Source organism: Bradyrhizobium sp. cf659 (assembly GCF_900113725.1).
Lineage (GTDB): Bacteria > Pseudomonadota > Alphaproteobacteria > Rhizobiales > Xanthobacteraceae > Bradyrhizobium.
Window position 1 is genome coordinate 607835 of sequence record NZ_FOQJ01000001.1, and the last position, 22597, is coordinate 630431.

At 65.2% G+C, this 22597-nt stretch carries 21 protein-coding genes and 1 tRNA gene; 9 read left to right on the top strand and 13 right to left on the bottom strand.

The features are described 5' to 3' along the window. Positions 1-31 precede the first annotated feature (31 nt). The gene (locus BM118_RS02975; protein WP_092182006.1) at positions 32-1213 is read left to right on the top strand and encodes a bifunctional 2-C-methyl-D-erythritol 4-phosphate cytidylyltransferase/2-C-methyl-D-erythritol 2,4-cyclodiphosphate synthase; all 1182 of its coding nucleotides are present in this window, start codon (positions 32-34) and stop codon (positions 1211-1213) included. Positions 1214-1216: 3 nt separating this feature from the next. Next, positions 1217-1828, top strand: a complete 612-nt coding sequence (locus BM118_RS02980) for a CinA family protein (protein ID WP_092182009.1) — start codon at positions 1217-1219, stop codon at positions 1826-1828. A gap of 110 nt (positions 1829-1938) precedes the next feature. On the opposite strand, the gene BM118_RS02985 is transcribed toward BM118_RS02980, so the two are convergent. Beyond that, positions 1939-2421: a GNAT family N-acetyltransferase gene (locus BM118_RS02985; RefSeq protein WP_092182012.1), complete on the bottom strand. Its 483-nt coding sequence runs from the start codon at positions 2419-2421 to the stop codon at positions 1939-1941. 317 nt (positions 2422-2738) lie between these two features. On the opposite strand from BM118_RS02985, the gene BM118_RS02990 reads away from it, so the two are divergent. From BM118_RS02990 to BM118_RS03010, 6 genes are read left to right on the top strand one after another with little or no spacing between them, the layout of a single operon-like run. After that, a complete protein-coding gene (locus BM118_RS02990; protein WP_092184228.1) occupies positions 2739-3446 on the top strand; it encodes a c-type cytochrome in 708 nt (235 codons plus the stop codon). Positions 3447-3457: 11 nt separating this feature from the next. Further along, a complete protein-coding gene (locus tag BM118_RS02995; RefSeq protein WP_177234130.1) occupies positions 3458-4702 on the top strand; it encodes a cytochrome c in 1245 nt (414 codons plus the stop codon). A 19-nt stretch (positions 4703-4721) separates the two neighbouring features. Then, positions 4722-4898 carry a hypothetical protein gene (locus tag BM118_RS41120; RefSeq protein WP_027542758.1) on the top strand — a complete coding sequence of 59 codons (177 nt, stop codon included), beginning with the start codon at positions 4722-4724 and terminating at the stop codon, positions 4896-4898. Beyond that, entirely contained in the window at positions 4895-5458 is a 564-nt protein-coding gene (locus BM118_RS03000) for a cupredoxin domain-containing protein (protein ID WP_092182019.1), read from the top strand. Before BM118_RS41120 ends, BM118_RS03000 begins: the two co-directional genes overlap by 4 nt. Further along, positions 5445-7067: a b(o/a)3-type cytochrome-c oxidase subunit 1 gene (locus tag BM118_RS03005; protein WP_092182022.1), complete on the top strand. Its 1623-nt coding sequence runs from the start codon at positions 5445-5447 to the stop codon at positions 7065-7067. Before BM118_RS03000 ends, BM118_RS03005 begins: the two co-directional genes overlap by 14 nt. Next, positions 7067-7882 (top strand): c-type cytochrome, encoded by an 816-nt coding sequence (locus tag BM118_RS03010; RefSeq protein ID WP_038967574.1) that lies wholly within the window; start codon positions 7067-7069, stop codon positions 7880-7882. The genes BM118_RS03005 and BM118_RS03010 overlap by 1 nt, the downstream gene beginning before the upstream one ends. 125 nt (positions 7883-8007) lie before the next feature. Here BM118_RS03010 and BM118_RS03015 read toward each other — a convergent pair whose 3' ends face one another. Together BM118_RS03015 and lipA are read right to left on the bottom strand one after the other, a co-directional pair. Then, a complete protein-coding gene (locus BM118_RS03015; protein ID WP_027542754.1) occupies positions 8008-8478 on the bottom strand; it encodes a type II toxin-antitoxin system RatA family toxin in 471 nt (156 codons plus the stop codon). 6 nt (positions 8479-8484) lie between these two features. Next, positions 8485-9441 (bottom strand): lipoyl synthase, encoded by a 957-nt coding sequence (lipA, locus tag BM118_RS03020; protein ID WP_092182026.1) that lies wholly within the window; start codon positions 9439-9441, stop codon positions 8485-8487. Between the two features lie 130 nt (positions 9442-9571). On the opposite strand from lipA, the gene BM118_RS03025 reads away from it, so the two are divergent. Then, entirely contained in the window at positions 9572-10174 is a 603-nt protein-coding gene (locus tag BM118_RS03025) for a DNA-3-methyladenine glycosylase (RefSeq protein ID WP_092182029.1), read from the top strand. 89 nt (positions 10175-10263) lie between these two features. On the opposite strand, the gene BM118_RS03030 is transcribed toward BM118_RS03025, so the two are convergent. The 10 genes from BM118_RS03030 to BM118_RS03075 all read right to left on the bottom strand — a co-directional run bounded on the left by BM118_RS03030 (position 10264) and on the right by BM118_RS03075 (position 21507). Next, positions 10264-13140 (bottom strand): valine--tRNA ligase, encoded by a 2877-nt coding sequence (locus BM118_RS03030; protein ID WP_092182032.1) that lies wholly within the window; start codon positions 13138-13140, stop codon positions 10264-10266. Between the two features lie 140 nt (positions 13141-13280). Continuing rightward, positions 13281-14063: a PopZ family protein gene (locus tag BM118_RS03035; RefSeq protein ID WP_177233975.1), complete on the bottom strand. Its 783-nt coding sequence runs from the start codon at positions 14061-14063 to the stop codon at positions 13281-13283. A 306-nt stretch (positions 14064-14369) separates the two neighbouring features. Next, on the bottom strand, positions 14370-15755 hold the full coding sequence (locus BM118_RS03040; protein WP_092182038.1) for a TolC family outer membrane protein: 1386 nt from the start codon (positions 15753-15755) through the stop codon (positions 14370-14372). A gap of 205 nt (positions 15756-15960) precedes the next feature. Then, complete coding sequence (locus BM118_RS03045) at positions 15961-16623, bottom strand: protein-L-isoaspartate O-methyltransferase family protein (RefSeq protein ID WP_177233976.1); 663 nt, start codon at positions 16621-16623, stop codon at positions 15961-15963. A 137-nt stretch (positions 16624-16760) separates the two neighbouring features. Next, positions 16761-16940, bottom strand: a complete 180-nt coding sequence (locus BM118_RS03050; protein ID WP_092182045.1) for a hypothetical protein — start codon at positions 16938-16940, stop codon at positions 16761-16763. A gap of 216 nt (positions 16941-17156) precedes the next feature. Continuing rightward, positions 17157-17231, bottom strand: a tRNA-Asn gene (locus tag BM118_RS03055). Positions 17232-17368: 137 nt separating this feature from the next. Beyond that, a complete protein-coding gene (locus tag BM118_RS03060) occupies positions 17369-17737 on the bottom strand; it encodes a hypothetical protein (protein WP_092182048.1) in 369 nt (122 codons plus the stop codon). 210 nt (positions 17738-17947) lie between these two features. After that, positions 17948-19645 (bottom strand): flotillin family protein, encoded by a 1698-nt coding sequence (locus BM118_RS03065; protein WP_092182051.1) that lies wholly within the window; start codon positions 19643-19645, stop codon positions 17948-17950. 28 nt (positions 19646-19673) lie between these two features. After that, the gene (locus BM118_RS03070) at positions 19674-20333 is read right to left on the bottom strand and encodes an OB-fold-containig protein (protein ID WP_092182054.1); all 660 of its coding nucleotides are present in this window, start codon (positions 20331-20333) and stop codon (positions 19674-19676) included. Positions 20334-20343: 10 nt separating this feature from the next. Continuing rightward, positions 20344-21507: a PspA/IM30 family protein gene (locus BM118_RS03075; protein WP_092182057.1), complete on the bottom strand. Its 1164-nt coding sequence runs from the start codon at positions 21505-21507 to the stop codon at positions 20344-20346. Positions 21508-22597: the final 1090 nt, after the last annotated feature.

Sequence of the window (22597 nt, forward strand, 5' to 3'; positions counted from 1 at the left end):
TCTTTCATTAGCAATTGAGTATTTGAGTCCTATGGCGAAATCACAGCGCACCGCAGTCGTTCTCGTCGCGGCAGGTCGCGGCCTGCGCGCAGGCGCCGGCGGGCCGAAGCAATATCGCGAGATCGGCGGCCAGCCCGTGATCTATCGCGCCATGGAAGCCTTCAGCCGCCACCCCGACGTGTTTGCCGTGCAGCCCGTGGTCAACCCCGACGACAGCGCCATATTCACGGCAGCGGTCACAGGATTGAAGCACGAGCCGCCGGCCAATGGCGGCGCCACGCGCCAGGCCTCGGTGCTCGCCGGTCTCGAAGCACTCGCAAGGCACAAGCCCGACATCGTCCTGATCCACGACGCCGCGCGCCCCTTCGTCTCGAAAGGCGTGATCTCGCGCGCGATCGATGCGGCCAGCCGCACCGGCGCCGCGATCCCCGTCGTTCCCGTCACCGACACCATCAAGCTCACCGGCGAGAGCGGCAATGTCGAGGACACGCCGGACCGGGCCCGCCTGCGGATCGCGCAGACGCCGCAATCCTTTCGATTCGATGTCATCCTCGAGGCGCATCGTCGCGCGGCGAAGGACGGACGCAGCGATTTCACCGACGATGCCGCGATTGCCGAATGGGCGGGATTGACGGTCGCAACCTTTGAAGGCGATGTTGCCAACATGAAGCTCACCACTCCCGAAGACTTCGTGCGCGAGGAAGCGCGCCTGGCTGCCCAGCTCGGCGACATCAGGACCGGCACGGGCTACGACGTGCACGCCTTCGGCGAAGGCGACCACGTCATGATCTGCGGCGTTCGCGTGCCCCACAGCAAAGGCTTCCTGGCCCATTCCGACGGCGATGTCGGCCTGCATGCGCTGGTGGACGCCATCCTCGGCGCGCTGGCCGACGGCGACATCGGCTCGCACTTTCCGCCAAGCGACGCGAAGTGGAAGGGCGCCTCCTCCGACCAGTTCCTGAAATACGCCATCGAGCGCGTCACCCAGCGCGGCGGCCGCGTCGCCAATCTCGAGGTGACGATGATCTGCGAGCGGCCGAAGATCGGCCCGCTGCGTGACACCATGCGCGCGCGCATCGCCGAGATCTCCGGTGTCGACATCTCGCGCGTCGCGGTGAAGGCGACGACCAGCGAGCGGCTCGGCTTCACCGGCCGCGAGGAAGGCATCGCGGCCACCGCGAGCGCCACCATCCGCCTGCCCTGGAGCGTCTAGGCCATGGGCGGCAGCGACGCACGCGCCCTCTCCCGCTCGCTGCTCGATTTGTGCCGGATGCGCAAGCTGACGATTGCCACGGCCGAGTCCTGCACCGGCGGCCTCGTCGCCGGCGCGCTGACCGACATCCCCGGCTCCTCCGACGTGATCGACCGCGGCTTCGTCACCTATTCCAACGACGCCAAGCGCGCGATGCTCGGCGTTGAAGCGAGTACGCTCACCAATTTCGGTGCCGTCAGCAAGGAGACCGCAACGGCGATGGCGATCGGCGCGCTGGAGCGGGCCGGTGTCGACCTCGCGGTCGCCATCACCGGCATCGCCGGCCCCGGCGGCGCCACGCCCGGCAAGCCGGTCGGCCTCGTCCACTTCGCCGCCGCAGCGCGCGACGGCCGCATCATCCATCGCGAGCATCGTTTCGGCGCGATCGGCCGCAGCGCCGTGCGTCAGCGCTCCGTGGTCGAGGCGCTGCGCATGCTGATGGACCTCGCCCGCGGCCCGCAAGTCGCGGCCAAGCCGCGCCGCGCCGCCGCCGCAACCCGCCTGCGCCCGCGTGTGACCCGCTCGCCGCGAAGGCATGCGGCGAAGCGCAGGCCGCCGCGATCGCCGCGGGGGTGAACAGTTCCGTCGTCCCGTAGCCCGGGTGAGCGAACCGAGACCCGGGACACCACCGCAGAAATCCCGCATATCGCTACGCTCATGCGGGCTACAATTATGCGGTCTGTCAGTTACATCTCAGCCAGTTCTTTCAGCTTCGCGCCGGCGATCCGGAAGAACCGCTTCTCCGGGAGCGCCCGCCCACCAAGCATCTCGTAGAAGTGCTGAAGCCGCAGGTCATCCGCATCGGCAGTCCAATCGATGCGACCGTGCCCCTCTTGGCGAGCGATTTCGGCCAGTCGCGTCATGAGCCGCTTTCCTAATCCAGCTCCGCGTCGGTTGTGACGAACGTAGAGCTCCTTCAAGAAGAAGCCCGACGTCAAACCAGGTCCGGGATAGATGGCACTGAAACATGCAAAACCAGCGATTTCATCGTTCTCACAAGCGAGCAGAATTCGCGATCCGGCTGGCCTCGACCTCAGCCCGTCAATGATCACGTCCCGTGCCGGGCAGACGGCGCGATAGTGAGCCTGCATCTCGATCAGCGCATCGGCCACGTCATCGAAATCGGTGTCCGCGATTTCCCTGAAAGTCGTCAGTGCGATATGGTCCATGGTCGATCCCTGTGGTCACTCAACGTCCGTTAGCCTCACAGTAGCGATATACGCCGTTTGCACGCAGTTGTGTTTCGTGTCGAGGCGAATGGAAGCACAAGGCAAGGCACGGGCGAGCGGTCCCACGAGGCCGTGATGCCGTGCCGCTTTTCAAAAAGCACGCAAATCTTGTCGAATCCGATCGTTATATGCAGTGCAAGAGCGCGACCAAACGTCATCGTTCCCTTCCGAACTTGCGCGCGACCATATTGGCGCAATAATGCCGCTCTACTTTGTGGTCCGGAATCAACCGGCCCAGCCTTCTGGAGGGCGACGAATTGCTCGCTCGCACCGCTGCTCTCGCAATCGCCGTTGCCATCTCGGCCGCCATTGACGCTGCGGCCGCACAAACGGCCAACCAGCCGCCGGATACGATGGCCGCGCGGGTCGAGGCCTGCACGCCATGTCACGGCAACAAGGGCGAAGGCACCAGCGACGTCTATTTCCCGCGGCTTGCCGGCAAACCTGCCGGCTATCTCTACAACCAGCTCCTCGCCTTCCGCAGCGGACGGCGCAAATACCCGCCGATGAACTATCTGCTGGAATTCCTGCCCGATCCGTATCTGGAGGCGATGGCGGAGTACTTTGCGAGCGAGCATCCGCCGCTGCCGCAGCCGGCGCCGAGCGAGGTCAGCAAGGACGTGCTGGCGCAGGGCGAGCAGCTTGCGACGAGCGGCGATGCCGGCCGCAACATTCCGGCCTGCGTGAGCTGCCACGGTCCAGGACTGACGGGGATGCAGCCCGGCATCCCAGGACTGCTCGGCTTGCGCGCGCCTTACATCAGCGCTCAACTCGGCGCCTGGCGCTACGGCAACCGCACGGCCAAATCGCCCGACTGCATGCAGCTCGTCGCCGGCCATCTGACCGAGGCCGACGTCACCGCCGTTGCAGCCTGGCTCGCGACGCGGCCGGCGCCCGCGAACCCGGCTCCCGTGCCGAAAGGCACCTATGCGCTGCCTTTCGGCTGCGGCAGCCAGCCCAACTGACGAGGCGGATGATGGGCTCAAGACTGTCGATCACACTCCTCGCTCTCGCCGCGTTCACGATGGCCGCGCAGGCGCAGGACAAGGACAAGACCGGTGATATCATCGCGCGCGGCGAATATCTCGCCCGCGCCGGCGACTGCACCGCCTGCCACACCGCACCGGAAGGCCGCCTGTTCGCCGGCGGCCGCGCCATGCCGACGCCGTTCGGCACACTCTACACCTCCAACGTCACGCCTGATCCAGAGACCGGGATCGGCAAGTGGAGCGCGGACGACTTCTACAAGACGATGCACAACGGCCGCTTCCCGGATGGCGGGCTGATCTATCCGGCGATGCCGTTTGCGTCCTACACCAAGGTCACGCGCGCCGACAGCGACGCGATTTTCGCCTATCTGCGCTCGATCCCGCCGGTCAGCCAGAGGAACAGGCCGCACGAGCTGCGCTTTCCCTATGACAACCGTCAGCTGATCCTCGGCTGGCGCACGCTGTTCTTCAGCGAGGGTGAGTTCAAGCCGGACCCCAAGAAATCGGCGGAATGGAATCGCGGCGCCTATCTGGTCGAGGGCCTCGGCCATTGCGGCATGTGCCATTCGCCGATCAACGCGCTCGGCGGCAGCTCGCAATCGGACGCCTTCAAGGGCGGCCTGATCCCGATGCAGAACTGGTACGCACCATCCCTCACCTCCAATCGCGAGGCAGGTCTCGGCGACTGGAGCATCAAGGACATCACCGACCTGCTCCAGACCGGCGTCTCGATGCGTGGCGTGGTCTACGGCCCGATGGCCGAGGTCGTGCACAACAGCCTGCAATATCTCAACGACGAGGACACCCGGGCGATGGCGGTGTACCTCAAGAGCATCGCGGAGCCCTCCCCTCCGCCGCCGGCAAGCTCGGCACTGCCGACCACCGAGAGCAGCCTGCTGATCAGCCTCGGCAAGACCGTCTATGACAAGAACTGCGCGAGCTGTCATGGCACGCAGGGCGAAGGCAAGCCGCCGCACTGGCCGCCGCTCGCCAACAACCAGTCGATCGAGATGCAGTCGGCGGTCAACCCGATCCGCATGGTGCTCAACGGCGGCTACCCGCCGGGCACCAAGGGCAATCTGATGCCTTACGGCATGCCGCCGTTCGCCGGCCTCCTCTCCGACAACGAGGTCGCCGCCGTCGTCTCCTACATCCGCACCGCCTGGGGCAATCGCGGCACGCCGGTCTCGGCCCGCGAGGCCAACGAGCTGCGCTCCGCACCGCTGAACTGAGAGACGCCAGAGATCCATCATGATCAATTCCGACCCGCCGACCAGCCCAGCCGCCGCCGATCAGGCCGTCGAGGAGGTCGTCGCGCAAGGCCCGTCCGGCGCGATCGTGCTCGCCGGCATCGCCACGGCCTGCGTGGTCGCGATGTGGCTCGCCTTCTATCTGTTCGTCTTCCTGCCGCGCGGGTCGCTGCAATGAGCGCAGAGGACACCCATGGCAGCGCCGAGGTCGCGGCCCGCGTCGAGCGGCAATGGGCCACCATCGCCGTGATCATCATCGTGATGATGGCGCTGCTCGCGGCGTTCGCCGGCATCCATCGCGCAACCATGCCGCAGCCGCGTGTCGAGACCACCGATCCGTCGCGGCTGCATCTGTCGGGCGAGTTCGTCGAGAGCAATCTCGGCAGCGTGCTGGAGGCCAACGGCAATGTGACGGTACGCGCGATCGGCCAGCAATATTCCTTCACGCCGGCCTGCATCGTGGTGCCGGCCGACACCCCGATCACGCTCCGCGCCACCAGCGCCGACGTCGTGCACGGCATCCTGATCCAGGGCACCAACGTCAACACCATGCTGGTGCCTGGCTACATCTCAGAACAGCTCATGCGCTTTGCGAAGACCGGCGACTATCTGATGCCCTGCCAGGAGTTTTGCTCCTTTGGCCACGAGGGCATGTGGGGCAAGGTCAAGGTGATCGACAAGACCGACTTCGCCGATCGTGCGAAGGGCGGCGGGAGGCTGAGCTGTGTTGGCCAATAGGAAGCTCATCCTCGCCCATTTCTGGTTTGCCTTTGCGGTATTCGGCGTCGCGCTCACGCTCGGCGCCTGGCAGATGTTCATCCGCAGCCCGATCGGCACCTGGCTCTCCAACCCCGAGCTCTATTATCGCTCGCTGACCGCGCACGGCACGGTGATGGGCTACGTGTTCCCGACCCTGGTCGCGATGGGTTTCGGCTACGCCATCAGCGAGTCCGCGCTGGAGCAGCGCCTGGTCGGCGTGCGCTGGGCCTGGGCCGGATTCTGGCTGATCGTTGCCGGCAGCATCATGGCCGTGATCCCGATCGCGCTCGGGCGCGCCTCGGTGCTCTACACCTTCTATCCGCCGCTGATCGGCAACGTCTTCTACTATCTCGGCGTCGTCCTGGTCGTGGTCGGCTCCTGGATCTGGGTCGCGCTGATGGCGGTCAATCTGCGCGTCTGGCGAAAGGCCCATCCCGGCGCGCCGGTGCCGCTTGCTATGTTCGCCAATGTCGCCGGCTCCTATTTGTGGGCGTGGACCGCGGTCGGCGCGGCGCTCGAGCTGTTGCTCCAGATCATTCCGGTTGCGGCGGGGTTGAAGGCGACGATCGACGCCGGTCTTGCCCGTGTCTTCTTCTCCTGGACGCTGCACGCCATCGTCTATTTCTGGCTGATGCCGACCTACATCGCCTATTACACCATCGTGCCGCGCGCGATCGGCGGGCGGGTCTATTCCGACACCATGGCGCGGATCTCGTTCATCCTGTTCCTGGTGGTGGCGATGCCGATCGGCATGCACCACACCTTCGCCGATCCGCAGGTCGGCGCCGGCTTCAAGTTCATCCATTCGGCCTTCACGGCGCTGGTCGCGCTGCCGACGCTGCTGACCGTGTTCACGATCTGCGCCTCGGTCGAGATCGCCGCGCGACTGCGCGGCGGGCGCGGCATGTTCGGCTGGATCAGGGCGCTGCCCTGGGACAATCCGATGTTGCTGGCGCTCGCCTTCTCGTTCGTCATGCTCGGCTTCGGCGGCGCCGGCGGCCTCATCAACATGAGCTATCAGCTCGACGCGTCGATCCACAACACGCAGTGGATCACCGGCCATTTCCACCTGATCTTCGGCGGCGCCATCGTGATCATGTATTTCGCGATCGCCTATGATCTGTGGCCGCATCTCACCGGGCGCGAGCTGACCGACCTTCGCCTGATCCGCACCCAGCTCTGGCTGTGGTTCGTCGGCATGATCGTCACGACATTCCCCTGGCACTGGGTCGGCATCCTGGGCATGCCGCGCCGCATGGCCTATTTCGACTTCGGCGATCCCGCGATCGCGCCGCAGGCGCTCTCCGTCACATTCTCCGCGATTGGCGGTTTCATCCTGCTGACCTCGGGCATCATATTCCTGGTCATTCTGGCCCGAGGGATGCGTGCGCCTCAGGCTGATGCCGGCCCCTATCGCTTCGCGCTGGCGGTGCATCAGCCGGCGACGGTGCCGGTCGCGCTCAACACCCATGCGCTGTGGGTGGCGCTGATGATCGCCCTGACCATCACCAATTACGGCTATCCGATCCTGACGCTGGCACTGACCGAGGGCACGTCGGTGCCGGCCGTCTATGTGGGAGCGCAGTGATGAGCACGCGCGACCTCTTCACCTTCCGTAACGGCCATTTCAAGATTGGCGTTGGCATCACCGCCGCGATGCTCGTCGTGACGGCGATCGCAGGCTTCATCGTGCTGCCCTTCGCGCAGCCCTGGGTGCAGTTCGCCAATGTCTGGGATGCGATCTGTAGCGCCGCCGGCGTGCCGCGGCGCGCGGCAAGCGTGACGGCGCCCGAGCAGAGCATGCGTCTGTCGGAGGTCGTGCTCACCTCGCACACGCTGTCGCGTCCGAGCCAGGAGGCGATTGGCCGCGGCGCCACGCTCGCGCAGCGCTGCGCGATCTGCCATGGCCCGACCGGCATCAGCCGCGCGGACTCGCCCAACCTCGCCGGTCAGTATGCGGCCGTGATCTACAAGGAGCTGCACGATTTCCGCTCAGGCGCGCGCACCAATGCCGTGATGTCGCCGTTTGCCGTCAACCTGACCGACCAGGAGATCGCCGACCTCGCGAACTACTACGCCTATCTGCCGCGGCTACCAGCCTATCATCCGACGCCGCTTCTGCCGAAACCCAACATCGTCATCTACGGCGCGCCGATCCGCGGCATCGCGCCGTGCGGCGCCTGCCATGGCAGCCTCGACAACAAGACCGGCAGCCCATGGCTGGAGGGGCAATCCGAGGCCTATATGAAGGCGCAGCTGCAGGCCTTCGCCTCAGGCGAGCGGCGCAACGACATCAGCCAGCAGATGCGCAACATCGCCCGCGCGATGACGCCACAGGAGATCGAGCAGGCCGCGGCGTATTATGCCTCGCAGCCGCCGGATATCGTGAAGGCCGTTGATTGAGCCCCGCTGTCATTGCGAGCGTGGCGAAGCAATCCAGAATCCCTCCGCCGAGAGACTCTGGATTGCTTCGTCGCAAGAGCTCCTCGCAATGACGGTGTGGGACGAGTGTGGCCTACCAAAAGACACTACGTCGACGCCAGCTTCGGCCGTCCGTAGATCGCATCCGCGCGTTTCTCGAACGCGGTGGAGAAGCGTGCGAAGGCGGCATCGAACATCGAGCCCATCAGCATCGCCAGCATGCGGCTCTTGAACTCGTAGGCGAGGAAGAACCCGACGTCGCAGACGCCCTCGCCCTTGGGCTCGAACGTCCAGCGGTTTTCCAGATTACGGAACGGGCCTTGCAGATATTCGACGAGGATCTTCAGGTTGGCACGGTCGAGCGTCACGCGGCTGGTGAAGGATTCCTTGACCAGCTTGAACGACACCGTCATGTCGGCGACCAGCACCTCGGTGCCGTCGGGCTTCGCCATGCGCTGGCGGACCTTCAGCGCGCTGCACAGCGGCACGAACTCCGGGTAGCGCTCGACATCGGCGACCAGATCAAACATCTCGGACGCACTGTGGTTGACGCGGTGCTTGCTCGAAACTCGATGCATGATACGTCAGCGGGCGTGAGCTGCCCGCGCAGCCTTCAGTCTCGCGAAATCCTCGCCGGCATGATGCGACGAGCGGGTGAGCGGACTCGCCGACACCATCAGGAAGCCCTTGGTGTAAGCGACCTTTTCATAGGACGAAAACTCGTCCGGCGGCACGTAGCGCATCACCGCGTGATGCTTACGGGTCGGCTGGAGATATTGCCCGATGGTCAGGAAGTCGACATCGGCCGAGCGCAGATCGTCCATCACCTGCTGCACCTCGTGGCGCTCTTCACCCAGGCCCACCATGATGCCGGACTTGGTGAAGATGGACGCATCGAGCTCCTTGACCCGCTGCAACAGCCGGATCGAATGGAAGTAGCGCGCGCCGGGGCGTACCGTGAGATAGCGCGACGGCACGGTCTCGAGATTGTGGTTGAAGACGTCGGGCCTCGCCGCGACGACGACCTCCAGCGCGCCTTCCTTGCGCAGGAAGTCAGGCGTCAGGATCTCGATCGTGGTCGAAGGGCACGCGGCCCGGATTGCGCGGATGGTCTGGGCGAAATGCTCGGCGCCGCCATCGGCAAGATCGTCGCGGTCGACGGAGGTGATGACGACGTGGGCGAGACCCAGCTTGGCAACGGCCTCGGCGACGTTCTGCGGCTCGGCCGCATCCAGCGCGTTGGGCAGACCGGTCTTGACGTTGCAGAAGGCGCAGGCGCGGGTGCAGGTGTCACCCATGATCATGAAGGTCGCGTGCTTCTTGTCCCAGCACTCGCCGATGTTCGGGCAGCCTGCCTCCTCGCACACCGTGTGCAGGCCGTTGGCGCGCACGATGTTGCGGGTGTCGGCATAGCCGCGGGTGTTGGGCGCGCGCACGCGAATCCAGTCCGGCTTCGGCGGCGAAGCGGAATCGGGGCGATTCACCTTTTCGGGGTGGCGCGGGCGTAGCGGGTTCGAGATGGTATCGACAATAACGACCATGGGGTGTCCGGTCTGTTCAGGTCCTACCTAGTCGGTCTCGCCCTGCATCGCAACCCGGCTCGCACCGCTTCAGGGAACATGGCAGATATGGGCAATATCCTGCTCAGTTCTCAGGCGATTCTCACCTCGAATGGCTCTAGTCTCGAAGACCTCTACACCGCGGCTCGGCAAGGCCCTGAAGCGCGCCTTTTTTGGCCGCAGCGTCCGCGAGGTCGCCCACGACCTGATCGGTGCCACCATGCTGGTGGACGGCGTCGGCGGGATCATCGTCGAGGTCGAGGCCTATCATCATACCGAGCCTGCGGCGCACTCCTACAACGGCCCGACGCCGCGGAACCAGGTCATGTTCGGCCCGCCAGGCTTTGCCTATGTCTATCGCTCCTACGGCATCCACTGGTGCGTCAATTTCGTCTGCGAGGCGGAAGGCTCGGCCGCCGCTGTGCTGATCCGCGCGCTGGAGCCGACGCACGGCATCGCCGCGATGCGCCGCCGCCGTCATCTCCAGGACATGCACGCGCTGTGCTCGGGCCCGGGCAAGCTGACTGAGGCGCTCGGCCTCACCATCGCGCACAACGCCCTGCCGCTGGACCGGCCGCCGATCGCGCTGCATGCGCGGACGGAGGATCTGGAGGTGGCGACAGGCATCCGGATCGGCATCACCAAGGCCGTCGAGCTGCCCTGGCGCTATGGCGTCAGGGGCTCGAAGTTTCTGAGCAAGCCGTTTCCAAGGTAACGGTCATTCCGGGGCGATGCGCAGCATCGAACCTGGAATCTCGAGATTCCGGGTCTGGTCCTTCGGATCATCCCGGAATGACAACGAGGCTACGACGCCAGCTTCAGCCGCTCCAGCGCTTCCAGCAGCTTCGCCTTGCGCGCAAGCGCGGCCTCGCGCTTTTCGCGCTCCTCCTCGACGACCTCCTCGGCCGCGTTGGCGACGAACTTCTCGTTCGCCAGCTTGGATTCGGCGCGCTTGATGTCCGCGTCGGCCTTCCCGATCTCCTTGTCGAGGCGCGTGCGCTCGGCGGCGACGTCGATCACGCCCTTCAGCGGCAGCGCGGCCACTTCGCCGCGCACCAGCAGCTGAACCGCACCGTCAGGCGCGCGCTCGGCGAAGGAGATGTCGGACAATCGCGCCATCCGCTTGATGACGTCGGTCCAGCGCGGCGCGCGTTCCTTCGTCTCGGCCGATGCGCCCGCGAGCACCAGCGCCGTCAGCGTCGCCGGCGGGATGTTCATCTCGGCGCGCACCGAGCGGATCTGCGTGACGAGGTCGATCACCCAGCCGATCTCGGCTTCCGCCTTGGGATCGGTGAAGTCGGCATGGTCGAAGATCGGCATGATGAGGGCCGGCGAGATCAGCGGATCGGTCGGACCGGCCGCTGCGGCGAGCATCGCGAGTTGCTCCGGCGTCGGGGTGGCCGACATCAGCGGCCATTGCGCGAGCGCCAGCAGGCCATCGCGCTTGGCCGTCACCTCCCACAGCTCTTCGGTGATGAAGGGCATGAAGGGGTGCAGCAGCTTCAAAATCTCGTCGCGCGCCCAGGCCACCATGGCGCGGGTCTCGTCCTTGGCGGGGCTGTCCGGGCCGAGAAGCACGGGCTTTGCGAGCTCGACATACCAGTCGCAATAGACGTTCCAGACGAAGCGGTAGATCGCGCCGGCGGCATCGTTGAAGCGATAGGCCTCGATCGCCTCGGTCACCTCGCGCGTGGTGTGCGCGCTCTCATGCGCGATCCAGCGATTCAGCGTCTCCTCGGCCTTCGCCGGCTCGAATCCGTCGGGCACGGCGCAGTGGTTCATCTCCGCGAAGCGGGACGCATTCCAGAGCTTGGTCGCGAAATTGCGGTAGCCCTCGACGCGGCTGGTGGCGAGCTTGATGTCGCGTCCTTGCGCCGCCATCGCGGCCAGCGTGAAGCGCAGCGCGTCCGCACCGTAGTCGTCGATCAGGTGGAGCGGATCGATGACGTTGCCCTTCGACTTCGACATCTTGGCGCCCTTCTCGTCGCGGACGAGTGCGTGGATGTAGATCGTCGAGAACGGCACCTCCTTCATGAAGTGCAGGCCCATCATCATCATGCGGGCGACCCAGAAGAAGATGATGTCGAAGCCGGTCACCAGCGCGTTGGTCGGGTAATAGCGCTGCACCTCGGGTGCGTCTTCGGGCCAGCCGAGCGTCGAGAACGGCCACAGCGCGGAGGAGAACCAGGTGTCGAGCACGTCTTCATCACGCGTGATGAAGCCTTCGCGCTTGTTGCGGTCGAGCGCCATCTCGCGCCCCTGCTCCGCCGTGATGACCTCCTGCTCGACGTAGTAGCCGAGTGCGTGGCTGATCGCCTCCTCCTCGGTCTCGGCGACGAACACCTTGCCGTCAGGCCCGTACCAGGCCGGGATCTGGTGGCCCCACCAGAGCTGGCGCGAGATGCACCAGGGCTGGATGTTCTCCATCCACTCGTAATAGGTCTTTTCCCAGTTCTTCGGCACGAAGCTGGTTTCGCCCGAACGCACCGCCGCGATCGCGGGCTTTGCCAGCGTCTTCGCGTCGACATACCACTGGTCGGTGAGATAGGGCTCGATCACGCTGTTCGAGCGGTCGCCGTGCGGCACCGTGTGGGTGTGCGGCTCGATCCGCTCGACGAAGCCGAACGATTCCAGCCGCTCGACGATGCGCTTGCGCGCGACAAAGCGATCGACCTTGTTGAACTCCTCGGCGAATTGCGAGGCGCCTTCCGGCAGGTCGCGCAAATAGTCCTCGTTGTCGAGGAGATCGAGGCAACCTTCCTTGTCGAGCACGCTGATCCGGCGCAGGCCGTGGCGATTGCCGACCTCGAAGTCGTTGAAGTCGTGCGCCGGCGTCACCTTCACCGCGCCCGAGCCCTTCTCCGGATCGGAATAGTCGTCGGCGACGATCTGGATCTTGCGGCCGACCAGCGGCAGGATGACGTTCTTGCCGACCAGCTTCTGATAGCGCTCGTCATCGGGATGCACGGCGACGCCGGTATCGCCGAGCATGGTCTCCGGGCGCGTCGTGGCGACGACGATGAAGCTCGATGGATCCTCGGGGCTGAACGTCTTGCCCTCGATCGGATAGCGCAGATACCAGAGGCTGCCCTTGACCTCGATCTGCTGCACTTCGAGATCGGAGATCGCGGTCAGCAGCTTGGTGTCCCAGTTCACCAGCCGCTTGTCCTTGTAGATCAGGCCGTCGCGGTGCAGCTCGACGAACACCTTGATGACGGCCTTGGACAGGCCCTCGTCCATGGTGAAGCGCTCGCGCGACCAGTCGCAGGATGCGCCGAGCCGCTTGAGCTGGTTGATGATGGTGTCGCCGCTCTCGGCCTTCCACTGCCAGACCCGCTCCAGGAACTTCTCACGGCCCATCTCGCGGCGGCCGGGCTGCTGGCGCTCCATCAGCTGCCGCTCGACCACCATCTGGGTGGCGATGCCGGCATGGTCGGTGCCGGGCTGCCACAGCACGTCGCGGCCGCGCATGCGCTCGAACCGGCACAGGATGTCCTGGAGCGTGTTGTTGAGGGCGTGGCCCATGTGCAGCGAGCCCGTCACGTTCGGCGGCGGGATCACGATGGTAAAGGGCACTGCGTCGCGGCGGTCGGGGCGGCCGGCCTTGAAGGCAAGGCTGTCCTCCCACACCACGGACATGCGGGCTTCGATATCGGCGGGCTGGTAATTTTTCTCGATCATGGGGCGCTAGAAAGCCGCGCGCGGGGGGCAAGTCAACGAAAAGGTCAACGGAAGGCTCAGCGGCAAACGGGCTTTCCGGCCCGGTCGGCGGACCAAATGTGACGCACAAGCGGGGCTTTATGAGGGCTCAGAGGCCTGCTCTACCTGCCGCCGCGCGAGACCCGCTCGATTTCGGCCTTCACGATGCGTTCAACCAGCCCCGGCAGATTGTCGTCGAGCCAGGACTTCAGCATCGGGCGCAGCATCTCCTTGACCAGGTCCTCCAGCGTCCGCGCGTTGCTGCTGAGCACCGTATGGGCCAGGGAATTGAAGGCGGATTCGACCGCGGAGACCGTCGATTGCGCGAGGATCGGCTGCTGCGGCGGCAGCGGCGGGGCATCGAAATCCACCGGCGCGTAGGACGGCGGTGGCGACGGACGCGGTGGGGGCGATTCGGCGAATTCGAGATCGTCGCGCGGCTCGACCTTGCGGAAGCTCGGCGGCGGCGGAGGCGGTGTCGGCTCCGGGTCCATCGCCATGTCGTCGGTCAATTCGAGCACGTCCGGCTCGGGCTCCGGCTCGGGTTCCGGAGCGCGGACCTCGGGTGCCGACGTGGCTGTGTCGAGCCCTGCCAGCAGCGCGTCGATATCGTCCTGGCTGTTTGGAGAGGCACCCGCCGCAGGTGCAGGCGGCGGGGGCGGCGCCGGCTTTGCAGCCGGCGGCGGTGCGGGCTTCTCGGCGGCAGGTTTGGAGGGGGCGACCTTGGAGGGCGGAATGTCGTTCATCGCCTGCGGCTTTGCTGCGGGCGCCGCAGGCGCCGCGGCCTTCCCGGGATTCGCGGTCTCTGCCGGCGGCGGCTTGGCCTCATCGTCGGCAATGATGCGCCGGATCGAGGCCAGAATCTCCTCCATCGAGGGTTCTGTGACCTTTGCAGGCTGCGTCATCTCCGACTCCACATCATCAACGCCCTCGCATGCGTTGTTTTACACCAAGCACGACAGGATTGGCCGGTTCCGCAACGGACGCCCCGACATTTTCGTCACGGCGGCCCGACTTGTCCCCAGATCACGGCTCAACGTGCGGCGGTGCGCCCCTGCCCTCGGCACTCAAGCTTTACGCACACGACATCGAATGCGGGGCGAATCGACCCGCATCTTCTTGGCAAGGCTATGTCAGGGATTTTGATGATTGCAAGCAAAGCACCGGTCGGCGTCGGCTGTTCGCGAGGCCGACCGGATGATGACGGGACTTCAGCGCCCGTCAGGCGTGCGCACGCCGGCCCAGCTGTCGCGGACCTGCTGGTAGTGAACAGTGGGATCGTAAACCGTGGTCGCAAGGCCGAGGACCTGCGGCGACAGCCGGCCGATAGCGGCGAGAACGTTATAAGATGCAACGACCCGGTCATGCTGCGCGGTAACCAACGCGACTCGCGCATTGACCAGCGCCTGCTGCGCGTTGAGCACGTCGAGGGTGGTGCGCTGACCGGCCTTGGCTTCTTCACGCACGCCGTTCAGCGCGATCTCGGACGCCGTCACCTGCGCCTGCGCGGACTGCACCTGCGCCTTGCCGGCCTGCAACGTCCCCCAGAACTGTACCACGTTCGCACGAGTCTGGTCGCGCGTGGTTTCGAGGTTGAGACGCTGCTGCGCCAGGTTTTCCTTGGACTGGCGGATCAGCGCATACGAATTGCCACCATCATAGAGCTGCCAGTTGGCCGAAGCGATCGCGGATGCGCTGGTTGCCCTGTATTGAATCAAGGACTGTTCGTTCGCCTGTTGGGCGGCAACCTGCACCGTGACCGTCGGCAGCAGCGCGCCTTCGGCGACCTTGACCTGCAGGAAGTTGACGTCGATGCCGAACATTGCGGCCGTGACGTTGGGATGCTCGACCAGGCCGAGCTCGACCGCTGAGGCAAGCGTTGCGGGCAGGAAGCGATCGACCGGCGAGCCCGGCGCGAGATTCGTCGGCTCGTTACCGATGATGCGGCGGAAGTTCGCCCGCGTCGTGGTGAGATTCGCCTCGGCGGTAAGCGCCTGCGTTCTGCCGGCAGCCAGTTGCGCTTCCGATTGCGCGACGTCGGTGCGCGTCACTTCTCCGACGTTGAAGCGATCGCGCGTCTGCTTCAGCGTCTGTTCGAGCACGCGCACGTTGCTGCGCTGGACTTCGAGCGTGGCGGCGTCGCGCAGATAGTCCATGTAGGTGGTGGCGCCCTGGAGCAGCACGGTCTGATCGAGACTGCGCAGCGCTTCGCGGGATCCGGAGACCTGGCTCTCCGCCGCGCGCGTTCTGTTTGCGGTGATGTTGCCGTTATAGAGCGTCTGGTTAACGGTCACGCCGACGGCGCGGGGCGCCGTGGCCCCGAAGAACGGGGTGCTGCCCAGCGCGCTTTGCTGATCCTGATATTGATAGCCGCCGCTCGCAGTCAGCGCGACCTTGGGACGGTAGCCCGACAGGGCCTGCGGCACGTTCTCGTCGGTCGAGCGCACCTGAGCACGCTGTGCGTTGAGCTGCGGATTGTTCTGATAGGCGCGCACCAAGGCGGCCTCGATCGTGTCCGCCAAGGCAGGCGTCGGCCCGGCAAGCGCCAGCACCAAGACCGAAACCGCAGCTCCGGTGAAGAGCTTCACCCCATGCATCCCAAAAATTCCGTTCATTCTAGCGTCCGGCTCGTGCCCGCGAGCTGGGTTACGTCTACCGAGTGGAGTCGTTGCCCCGTCGCAACATAGGACGCGGATGGACGCGACGGAACTACCTCAAGGTAGTTCTCGGTGGAAACTCTTCACGTGCAGCATCCCGGCCACACTTCTGATTCAGAACGGGATTTTAACGGGCTTTGGACCGTCAGAAGACGAACGCGGCGGCCCGTTCCAGTCCGGGGAGGACCGGGGCACCGGCATCGAACAGCGCCCGATGGCCGAATTCGCCGTGGGTATGGGTCACAATCATGGCCCGCGGCGGCCTAGATTCGGCAGACACCCCCACCAGACGCCCGCCTTCCTTGAGCTGCCCGAGCAGCCCTTCCGGTGTCACTTCGACTGCCCCATTGAGGATGATGACATCGTAGGGGGCGGCAGAGGGGTCCCCCTCGGTGCAGGAAGCGGCCTTGCAGGTGACATTGGCGAGCCCGAGGGCGGCGAAAGCGTCCTTGGCCTTCGCGACCAGGGCCGAATCGCATTCCGTCGCGGTGACCTGACGCGCCAGCTTGGCGGCCAGTGCGGCGAGGTAGCCCGTGGCGCAGCCGACGACCAGCACGTTGTCACCCTCGCCGATCTCGGCGGCCTGGAGCAGCTTGCCGGTCAGCTGCGGCTTGATCAGGAACCGCTTGCCGCCGCCCTCGCTCACATCGAGGTCGAGGTCGAGATAGGCCAGGGCCTGCCGGCTCGCCGGCACGAAGGCCTCGCGCGGAACCGTGAGCATGGCGTCGAGGACACGGCGATCAGTGACGTCATTGGTGCGCACCTGGCCATCGACCATTTTGAGGCGCGCGGTCGAGAAACCGGACATTTGCGGACCCTGAAATGCGGACGATGCCGCGGACGAAAGTTGCCGGCATCTTTGGAACATGCCCGGCGAAAACGCAACATGGGCGTTGGCCTCCGCCGGCCAACGCTTCCGCGACTCACCACATGAGGGGCGATGGACTATTCGATCGTCACCGCGAGGCGGCCGATCAGGGCGGCGACCTCGTCCAGCCGCGCCGAATCGGGCGTCTCGACCGCGCGCGCCAGGCGGGCGATGCATTCGTCGTCGCTGAGCTCGGGAACGTCGGCCGGCAGAATCGAGGGAGCCAGTTGGGCACGGTCGATCTGGATGTCGGGCATGGGAATCAGCTCCGTAAGGGTCCGGCCCTGCCAAGCTTGATTTGAATTAAGTCGATTTGGTGCCAGCCCTCCGGTCGCGCAGCCGCGGTCGGGACACGTTTGTTTGAACACGATTCTGCGTCATGTGCGGGCACGCACCGTGTTGAGAGATGGCCCGAGCGACGTCGCGCGCTGCATCAAGGCGCGGCTGCAAGCTACTGGAATTGCAGTGAAATTTGGCTCCCCGGGCTGGATTCGAACCAGCGACCATCCGATTAACAGTCGGATGCTCTACCGCTGAGCTACCGAGGAAAAGGCGAACCGTTCGTTCGCGCGCGGCTGCGTATAACAAAGCCGGTTGCGCTTGCAAAGGACGAATTCGTCATCTTCCGCAACGCGCCTGAGGAAGGGCCGGACGGCCCCTCCTCCGAGCCGTGTCAGGCGGAAAACTATTCGGCGACGAAGGACGTGGTCTTGGTGCCGGAGTCGTAACGCAGCCGCAGCGCGGTGAACTTGCAGAGGTTGACGTTCTTCCAGAGCACGGCCTCCTCGTAGTTCTGCCAGTCGACGCGGATGTTCCAGACACATCCCTCGTCGTCATCGTCGAACTCGACATAGGTGCTCGCCTGGTTCTGCAAAACCTTGTCGAGCTCATTGTCCCATTCGTCCAGGCCATCGTCCGGCGCGTTGAAGCCCAGGAATTTGATGGCATAGCCGGTCTCGTTGACGACGGTGACGTTGCGGGCGTCAGCCGCGAACGACGGTGTGGCGGCAATCGAAAGACCGATCGCGATCAGTGCAGACAGAAAATACTTCATGTGAAATTCCCCGGATCGAAACAGGCTTCGGCGCCTGACGTCGATCGGCGCAGGCGCCGCGGCAACAAATGGTGTTGCCTCCAACGATTCGTCCGGAGGCTGATCGAAGGGTTCAACACGCCTCGATCAGCACTCCGGAGCTGTGCGCGACGCGAGACGCGCACGGGGATTTCTTATCGATTCGAATTCTCCGCAGCAATGAACGGGCGTTCATAGGTCGGCGGCGTTTGTTTTCTCCGGCGCGGGCGCCGGCACCGCGGCACCGTTGCTCTTGCCCGTCACGGCGCCGATCAGCGCCTGCACGGGATCATCGCCGGGCGCAAAGCCGCTTTGGCGCAGGATCTCGTCGATCATCGGCCGCAGCGCGTGCACCTTGAGCAGCTCGCCCGCGAGCCCTTCGCCGAAGCCGACATTGCCGCCGGCGCCGTTCCCGTTGCCGCCGAACGCGCCGCCGGTGTGCAGGATGCGGACGTCCTTGAGGTTGGCGATCGGCCTGACCATCTCGGCCAGTGCCGAGGGCATGGTCTCGATCCGCTTCTTGGCGATCTCGAAATCGATCACGTTAGCGCCGAGCTTGTTCTGCGCCTCGTTCTTCATGGTGATGACGGCAGCCTCGGCCTCGCCGATATTCCTGACGCCGACCGCCTTGATCTTGTTGGACTCGGCCTCCGCCGTCGCCAGGGTCTTGACGGCCTCGGCGCGGTCGAGCGAGGCCTTCTTCTCGGCTTCGGCCGCAACGATCACCTCGGTCGACTTGCGTTCGGCCTCGGTTCGCGCGGCAAGCACCTGGGTCAGACGGGTACGGTCGGCGACCTCGACCGCGCGCGCGGTCACGACCTTTTCCTCCGCGGACACGGCGAGCGCTTCGGCCGCCTTGGCCTCGGCCACAGCTTCCGAGGTCTGCTTGCTCTTGGCGGCGATCTGGATCTCGTTCTCCTGCGTGGCGATCTGGATCTCGCGCTGCGCGTCGGTCTTGCGCTTGTTGATGGCGAGATCCGACTCGATCACGGCCGTTTCCTTGACCTGCTTGGCGCCCGCCTCCTTCTCGGCCACCGCACGGTCGGTGTCGATGCGGGCGTTCTCCTCGGTCAGGCGCGCGGTCTGCGTCGCGGTCGCGACCTCGGCGCGGGTGCTCGCGGTCTTGTTGGCGATGTCGCGTTCCTGGGAGAGCTCGGCTTCTTTCTTGGTGCGCTCGATGGTCAGGGTCTGCTGCCGCGCCTCGAGATCCTTCTGCGCGATCGCCACCTCGTTGTCGCGCACGATCGAGTTGCGGTCACGCCGGCGGGTCTCGGTGACGGTCTTCAATTGGGTGAGACCTTCGGCGTCGAAGAAATTCTCGGGGTTGAAGAACTTGACGTCGGTCTGGTCGAGTTTTGTCAACGACACCGATTCCAGTTCGAGGCCATTCGATTTCACGTCGGACTCGACCGTGGACTGCACGTGCTTGACGAAGTCCGAGCGTTTCTCCTGAAGCTCCAGGATCGTCATGGTGGCCGCCACCGAGCGCAGGCCGTCGACGAACTTCGCCTCGACCTGGTTGCGCAGGGCCTCCGCGTCGTTGGTCAGCGCACCCAGTGTCTGGCTGGCCAGCGCGATGCTCTCCTCGTCGGGGCGGACGCGGACGTAGAACTCGGCGACGATGTCGACGCGGAGGCGGTCCTTGGTGATCAGGGATTCCCGCTCCTTGCGCTCGACGGTGAGCCGCAGCGTCTTCAGATTGACGCTGGCATAGGAGTGGAAGATCGGCAGGATCATGGCGCCGCCGTCGAGCACGACCTTCTTGCCGCCGAGGCCGGTGCGCACGAAGGCCTCGTCGCGCGTGGCGCGCTTGTAGAGGATGGTGAAGACGATCCCCAGGACGACGATCAACGCGACGCCGATCATGGCCGGGACTGCGATGTCGAACATGACTTTCTCCGCTAATGAGCTTGGCTGGCTAACTGCTTAGAGTAGGCTTGGACGGCTTGAGTTCATCATCGGCCTTGACCGCCACGAAGCGGGTGCCAACGCGATCGACCAGGAGGACCATGGTTCCCTGCTCCAACGGTCCAGATGCGGGCGCCGCGACCGCCCAGACGAAGTGCCTGTTGCCGTGGACGTCGGCGACGCTGACGCGGCCGGGCGGCCCCTGGTCGAGCGGGCCGATGACGACCTCGCCGACGCGGCCGACGAGGTCACCGAGACCGACGGCATAGCTTTCATCCTTGGGAATGGCCCGCGCGATGGCGCGGCTGGCGGCGCGGACCAGCGGAACCGAGGCCGCGACGGCCCCGATCGAGGCGATCGTTGCCGGCAAGGGACCGGCGACCAGCCGCGCGACGTCCTGGATCAGGAAGCCGGTGATCGAGAAGGCGCCGAGCACCAGCAGCAGGAAGATCAGCAGCGGCACGCCGCCGACATTGATCCACGAAATGGCGTTGAGCACGCCGTTGTCGCTGGGGTGACTGAAATCGATGCTGGTGCCGAGCAACTCGCTGAGCGAAGCTCCGACCAGCATGGAGACCACCTCGAGCGAGCCGACGATGACGATCATGGCCGCCGCGATTGCGAACGGCCTGACCTCCGGCGCCATGACGTGTTCGAGCAGTGCGCTCATGTCACATTACTCAGGAGCGCGACTTCAACCGCGCCAGCCTCGCTGCAATCTCCTTGTCGCGATGCAACGTGCTGAGCTCGTCGATGTCGCTTGAAAACGGGATGGCTGCGGGAACGCCGGTGGCGCGCGCCACCGCCCTGCCCGCACGTAGCGCCTTCGCCGCTGCCGAGGCACCACCGGGCTTCCGGGGCGACGTCGAGGCCTGGTCGCTTGCGGCCTCCTCGCTCTTTGCCAGATCGGCGCGGCGTTGCTCGGCATCCTGCAATGCCGACAGCACGGCGCGCAGCGACGTCACGCATTGCTCGATCTTCTCGTTGTTCTCGTCGATGGCGCGGGAGAGCACCTCGAACTGCGCCTCCAGGTCCATCTGCCGCGCGATGCCGGCGCGCGCGAGATCGTCGCGGCTATCAGCGATCACGCTCTCGATCTTGGCAGTGAGATCGGTCATCTCGCGCTCGATCTCGGTTCGGCGCGCGTTGAGGCGGTATTCCTCGGCGCGCGCAGCCGCGAGCGCGTCGCGTGCCTCGCTCTCGGCGCGCTCGATCTCGCGGATGGCCTGGCCGACCACTTTCAGCTTGTTCTTGCCTTCCGCCTGCTCGATCGCGTCATAGGCGATCCCGGCGATCAGGCGCCCGACCCGGGACAGGAAATTGTCGGGGGCGGCAGCAATGGTATCCATGGCGTTCTCCTCCTCTGGCAGATTGTTCGGCGTGACGCCGTAGTGAACTTCAAAGCCGTCGTCGGTGCGGATCAGGTGTGCGGGCGCGCTCTGCCCCCAGCCCTCGGCATAACCGGCGTAATCGAAGGGTACGTTGAAGCGCCCTTGCACGGTCGCAATCGAAATGGTGGTCGGACCCTTGATCTTGGCGAGCTTGTCGTCGAGCGGCAGGCGGCGACCTTGGGCGGCGCGATAGTCGGCGCGGTCACGTAAGCCCAGCGTCACCAGCCGCGACGGCAGTGCGGTTGCTTTCCGGATCGGCTCATAGGCATGGGCGTGAAGCAGGACCACGTTGGAACCCACATTATGGGTCCGCGCGACCTCGTCCAGGATCTCCATCATGCGGTCATAGGCCTGGAACGTCGCCTCCATGGCGGCCTTGGCGGCCGGATCAGGGGCAAGCCTGTAACGCAGCGCGGACGGCGCGTTTCGGGGCGACTGGCTCATGGAAAGCACTAAAGCACCATTTTGGTGCTTTAGGAAGAGGAAGCCTGATCACGTTCCACTGATCCTTGTGCACTCTCCTGGTTAGTCGCCGGCGGTCTCTGGCGCGTTCAAGGCAGGCAATCACCCCTAGATCACAGCCAATCAAGACTTCTTGCACGCGCGGGTTGCAATTTGAGATGAAGTGGAGGGAGCATATGGCAACCCGCGCCACTGCCGTGTCCCGGACGCGCTGCAACGCCTTTAGCGTTGCGGCGCAGAGCCGGGACCCATGCCGCGACCAACGCTCTCGGAGGCATGGGCCCCGGCTCTGCAGCGCACCGCTGAAGAAGCGCTGCGCTGCGTCCGGGGCACGAGGTCGGAGTTTTGGGCGCTGCTCTCTCCGCGTCGTCATTGCGAGGAGCTCTTGCGACGAAGCAATCCAGAGCCCCTCCGCGGAGACATTCTGGATTGCTTCGCTTCGCTCGCAATGACGGAGCAAGGAGTATCATCGCGTCCAATAACGTGTATCTCAGCTCGCAGACACACCACCGCATCCTCGCGGCTTGTCTCGCCCGAGCTTTGCTTCGTTGCGACACCCTCCTCTGTCAGAGGGCGCAGGGAAGACCGGGTGCCGGCCGGGCACCCACGGTCCACTGTGCGAAAGGTGGCAACGAAAATCTGCACAGCGGCATACAGGTGAAGCCCAACACACGGCCTTCCCTGCGCAGTGGTTTGACGGCTTATGCCGAGTTCTCCCCGGGGAGCGATGCACTATTGCCCCCGTCGCCTTGCGGATCGCTGATGCGCGCGCCCGGTCGGGCCGCCACATCACCGCAAGACTTGGCGCACAGACCCCGGGCGCCAGGACGACACGGTTTTGCCGTACGCAGATCGCACCGGTCGTGTGCGCGAAGGCCTTCGCTCACGGTTGCCCGCCCTGCGAAGCTCATCGCGCCGATGTGACTAGCGTCCACCGCAGCTCACCCCGCATGTCGTGACGATCGCGATACGCCCCTCTGACCGGGATGAGGTGGCGCATGACTACGCAAAAGCCGAATTTCGGTAAAGTGGAATATTTTCGCTTGAGCGGATTGACCCGCAGCTTGGGTGTTTTGCCCGT

Coding starts and splice junctions, on each gene's coding strand:
- BM118_RS02975 (WP_092182006.1), top strand. CDS start 32: ATGGCGAAATCACAGCGCACCGCAGTCGTTCTCGTCGCGGCAGGTCGC.
- BM118_RS02980 (WP_092182009.1), top strand. CDS start 1,217: ATGGGCGGCAGCGACGCACGCGCCCTCTCCCGCTCGCTGCTCGATTTG.
- BM118_RS02985 (WP_092182012.1), bottom strand. CDS start 2,421: ATGGACCATATCGCACTGACGACTTTCAGGGAAATCGCGGACACCGAT.
- BM118_RS02995 (WP_177234130.1), top strand. CDS start 3,458: ATGGGCTCAAGACTGTCGATCACACTCCTCGCTCTCGCCGCGTTCACG.
- BM118_RS41120 (WP_027542758.1), top strand. CDS start 4,722: ATGATCAATTCCGACCCGCCGACCAGCCCAGCCGCCGCCGATCAGGCC.
- BM118_RS03000 (WP_092182019.1), top strand. CDS start 4,895: ATGAGCGCAGAGGACACCCATGGCAGCGCCGAGGTCGCGGCCCGCGTC.
- BM118_RS03010 (WP_038967574.1), top strand. CDS start 7,067: ATGAGCACGCGCGACCTCTTCACCTTCCGTAACGGCCATTTCAAGATT.
- BM118_RS03015 (WP_027542754.1), bottom strand. CDS start 8,478: ATGCATCGAGTTTCGAGCAAGCACCGCGTCAACCACAGTGCGTCCGAG.
- lipA (WP_092182026.1), bottom strand. CDS start 9,441: ATGGTCGTTATTGTCGATACCATCTCGAACCCGCTACGCCCGCGCCAC.
- BM118_RS03025 (WP_092182029.1), top strand. CDS start 9,572: ATGGCTCTAGTCTCGAAGACCTCTACACCGCGGCTCGGCAAGGCCCTG.
- BM118_RS03030 (WP_092182032.1), bottom strand. CDS start 13,140: ATGATCGAGAAAAATTACCAGCCCGCCGATATCGAAGCCCGCATGTCC.
- BM118_RS03035 (WP_177233975.1), bottom strand. CDS start 14,063: ATGACGCAGCCTGCAAAGGTCACAGAACCCTCGATGGAGGAGATTCTG.
- BM118_RS03040 (WP_092182038.1), bottom strand. CDS start 15,755: ATGCATGGGGTGAAGCTCTTCACCGGAGCTGCGGTTTCGGTCTTGGTG.
- BM118_RS03045 (WP_177233976.1), bottom strand. CDS start 16,623: ATGTCCGGTTTCTCGACCGCGCGCCTCAAAATGGTCGATGGCCAGGTG.
- BM118_RS03050 (WP_092182045.1), bottom strand. CDS start 16,940: ATGCCCGACATCCAGATCGACCGTGCCCAACTGGCTCCCTCGATTCTG.
- BM118_RS03060 (WP_092182048.1), bottom strand. CDS start 17,737: ATGAAGTATTTTCTGTCTGCACTGATCGCGATCGGTCTTTCGATTGCC.
- BM118_RS03065 (WP_092182051.1), bottom strand. CDS start 19,645: ATGTTCGACATCGCAGTCCCGGCCATGATCGGCGTCGCGTTGATCGTC.
- BM118_RS03070 (WP_092182054.1), bottom strand. CDS start 20,333: ATGAGCGCACTGCTCGAACACGTCATGGCGCCGGAGGTCAGGCCGTTC.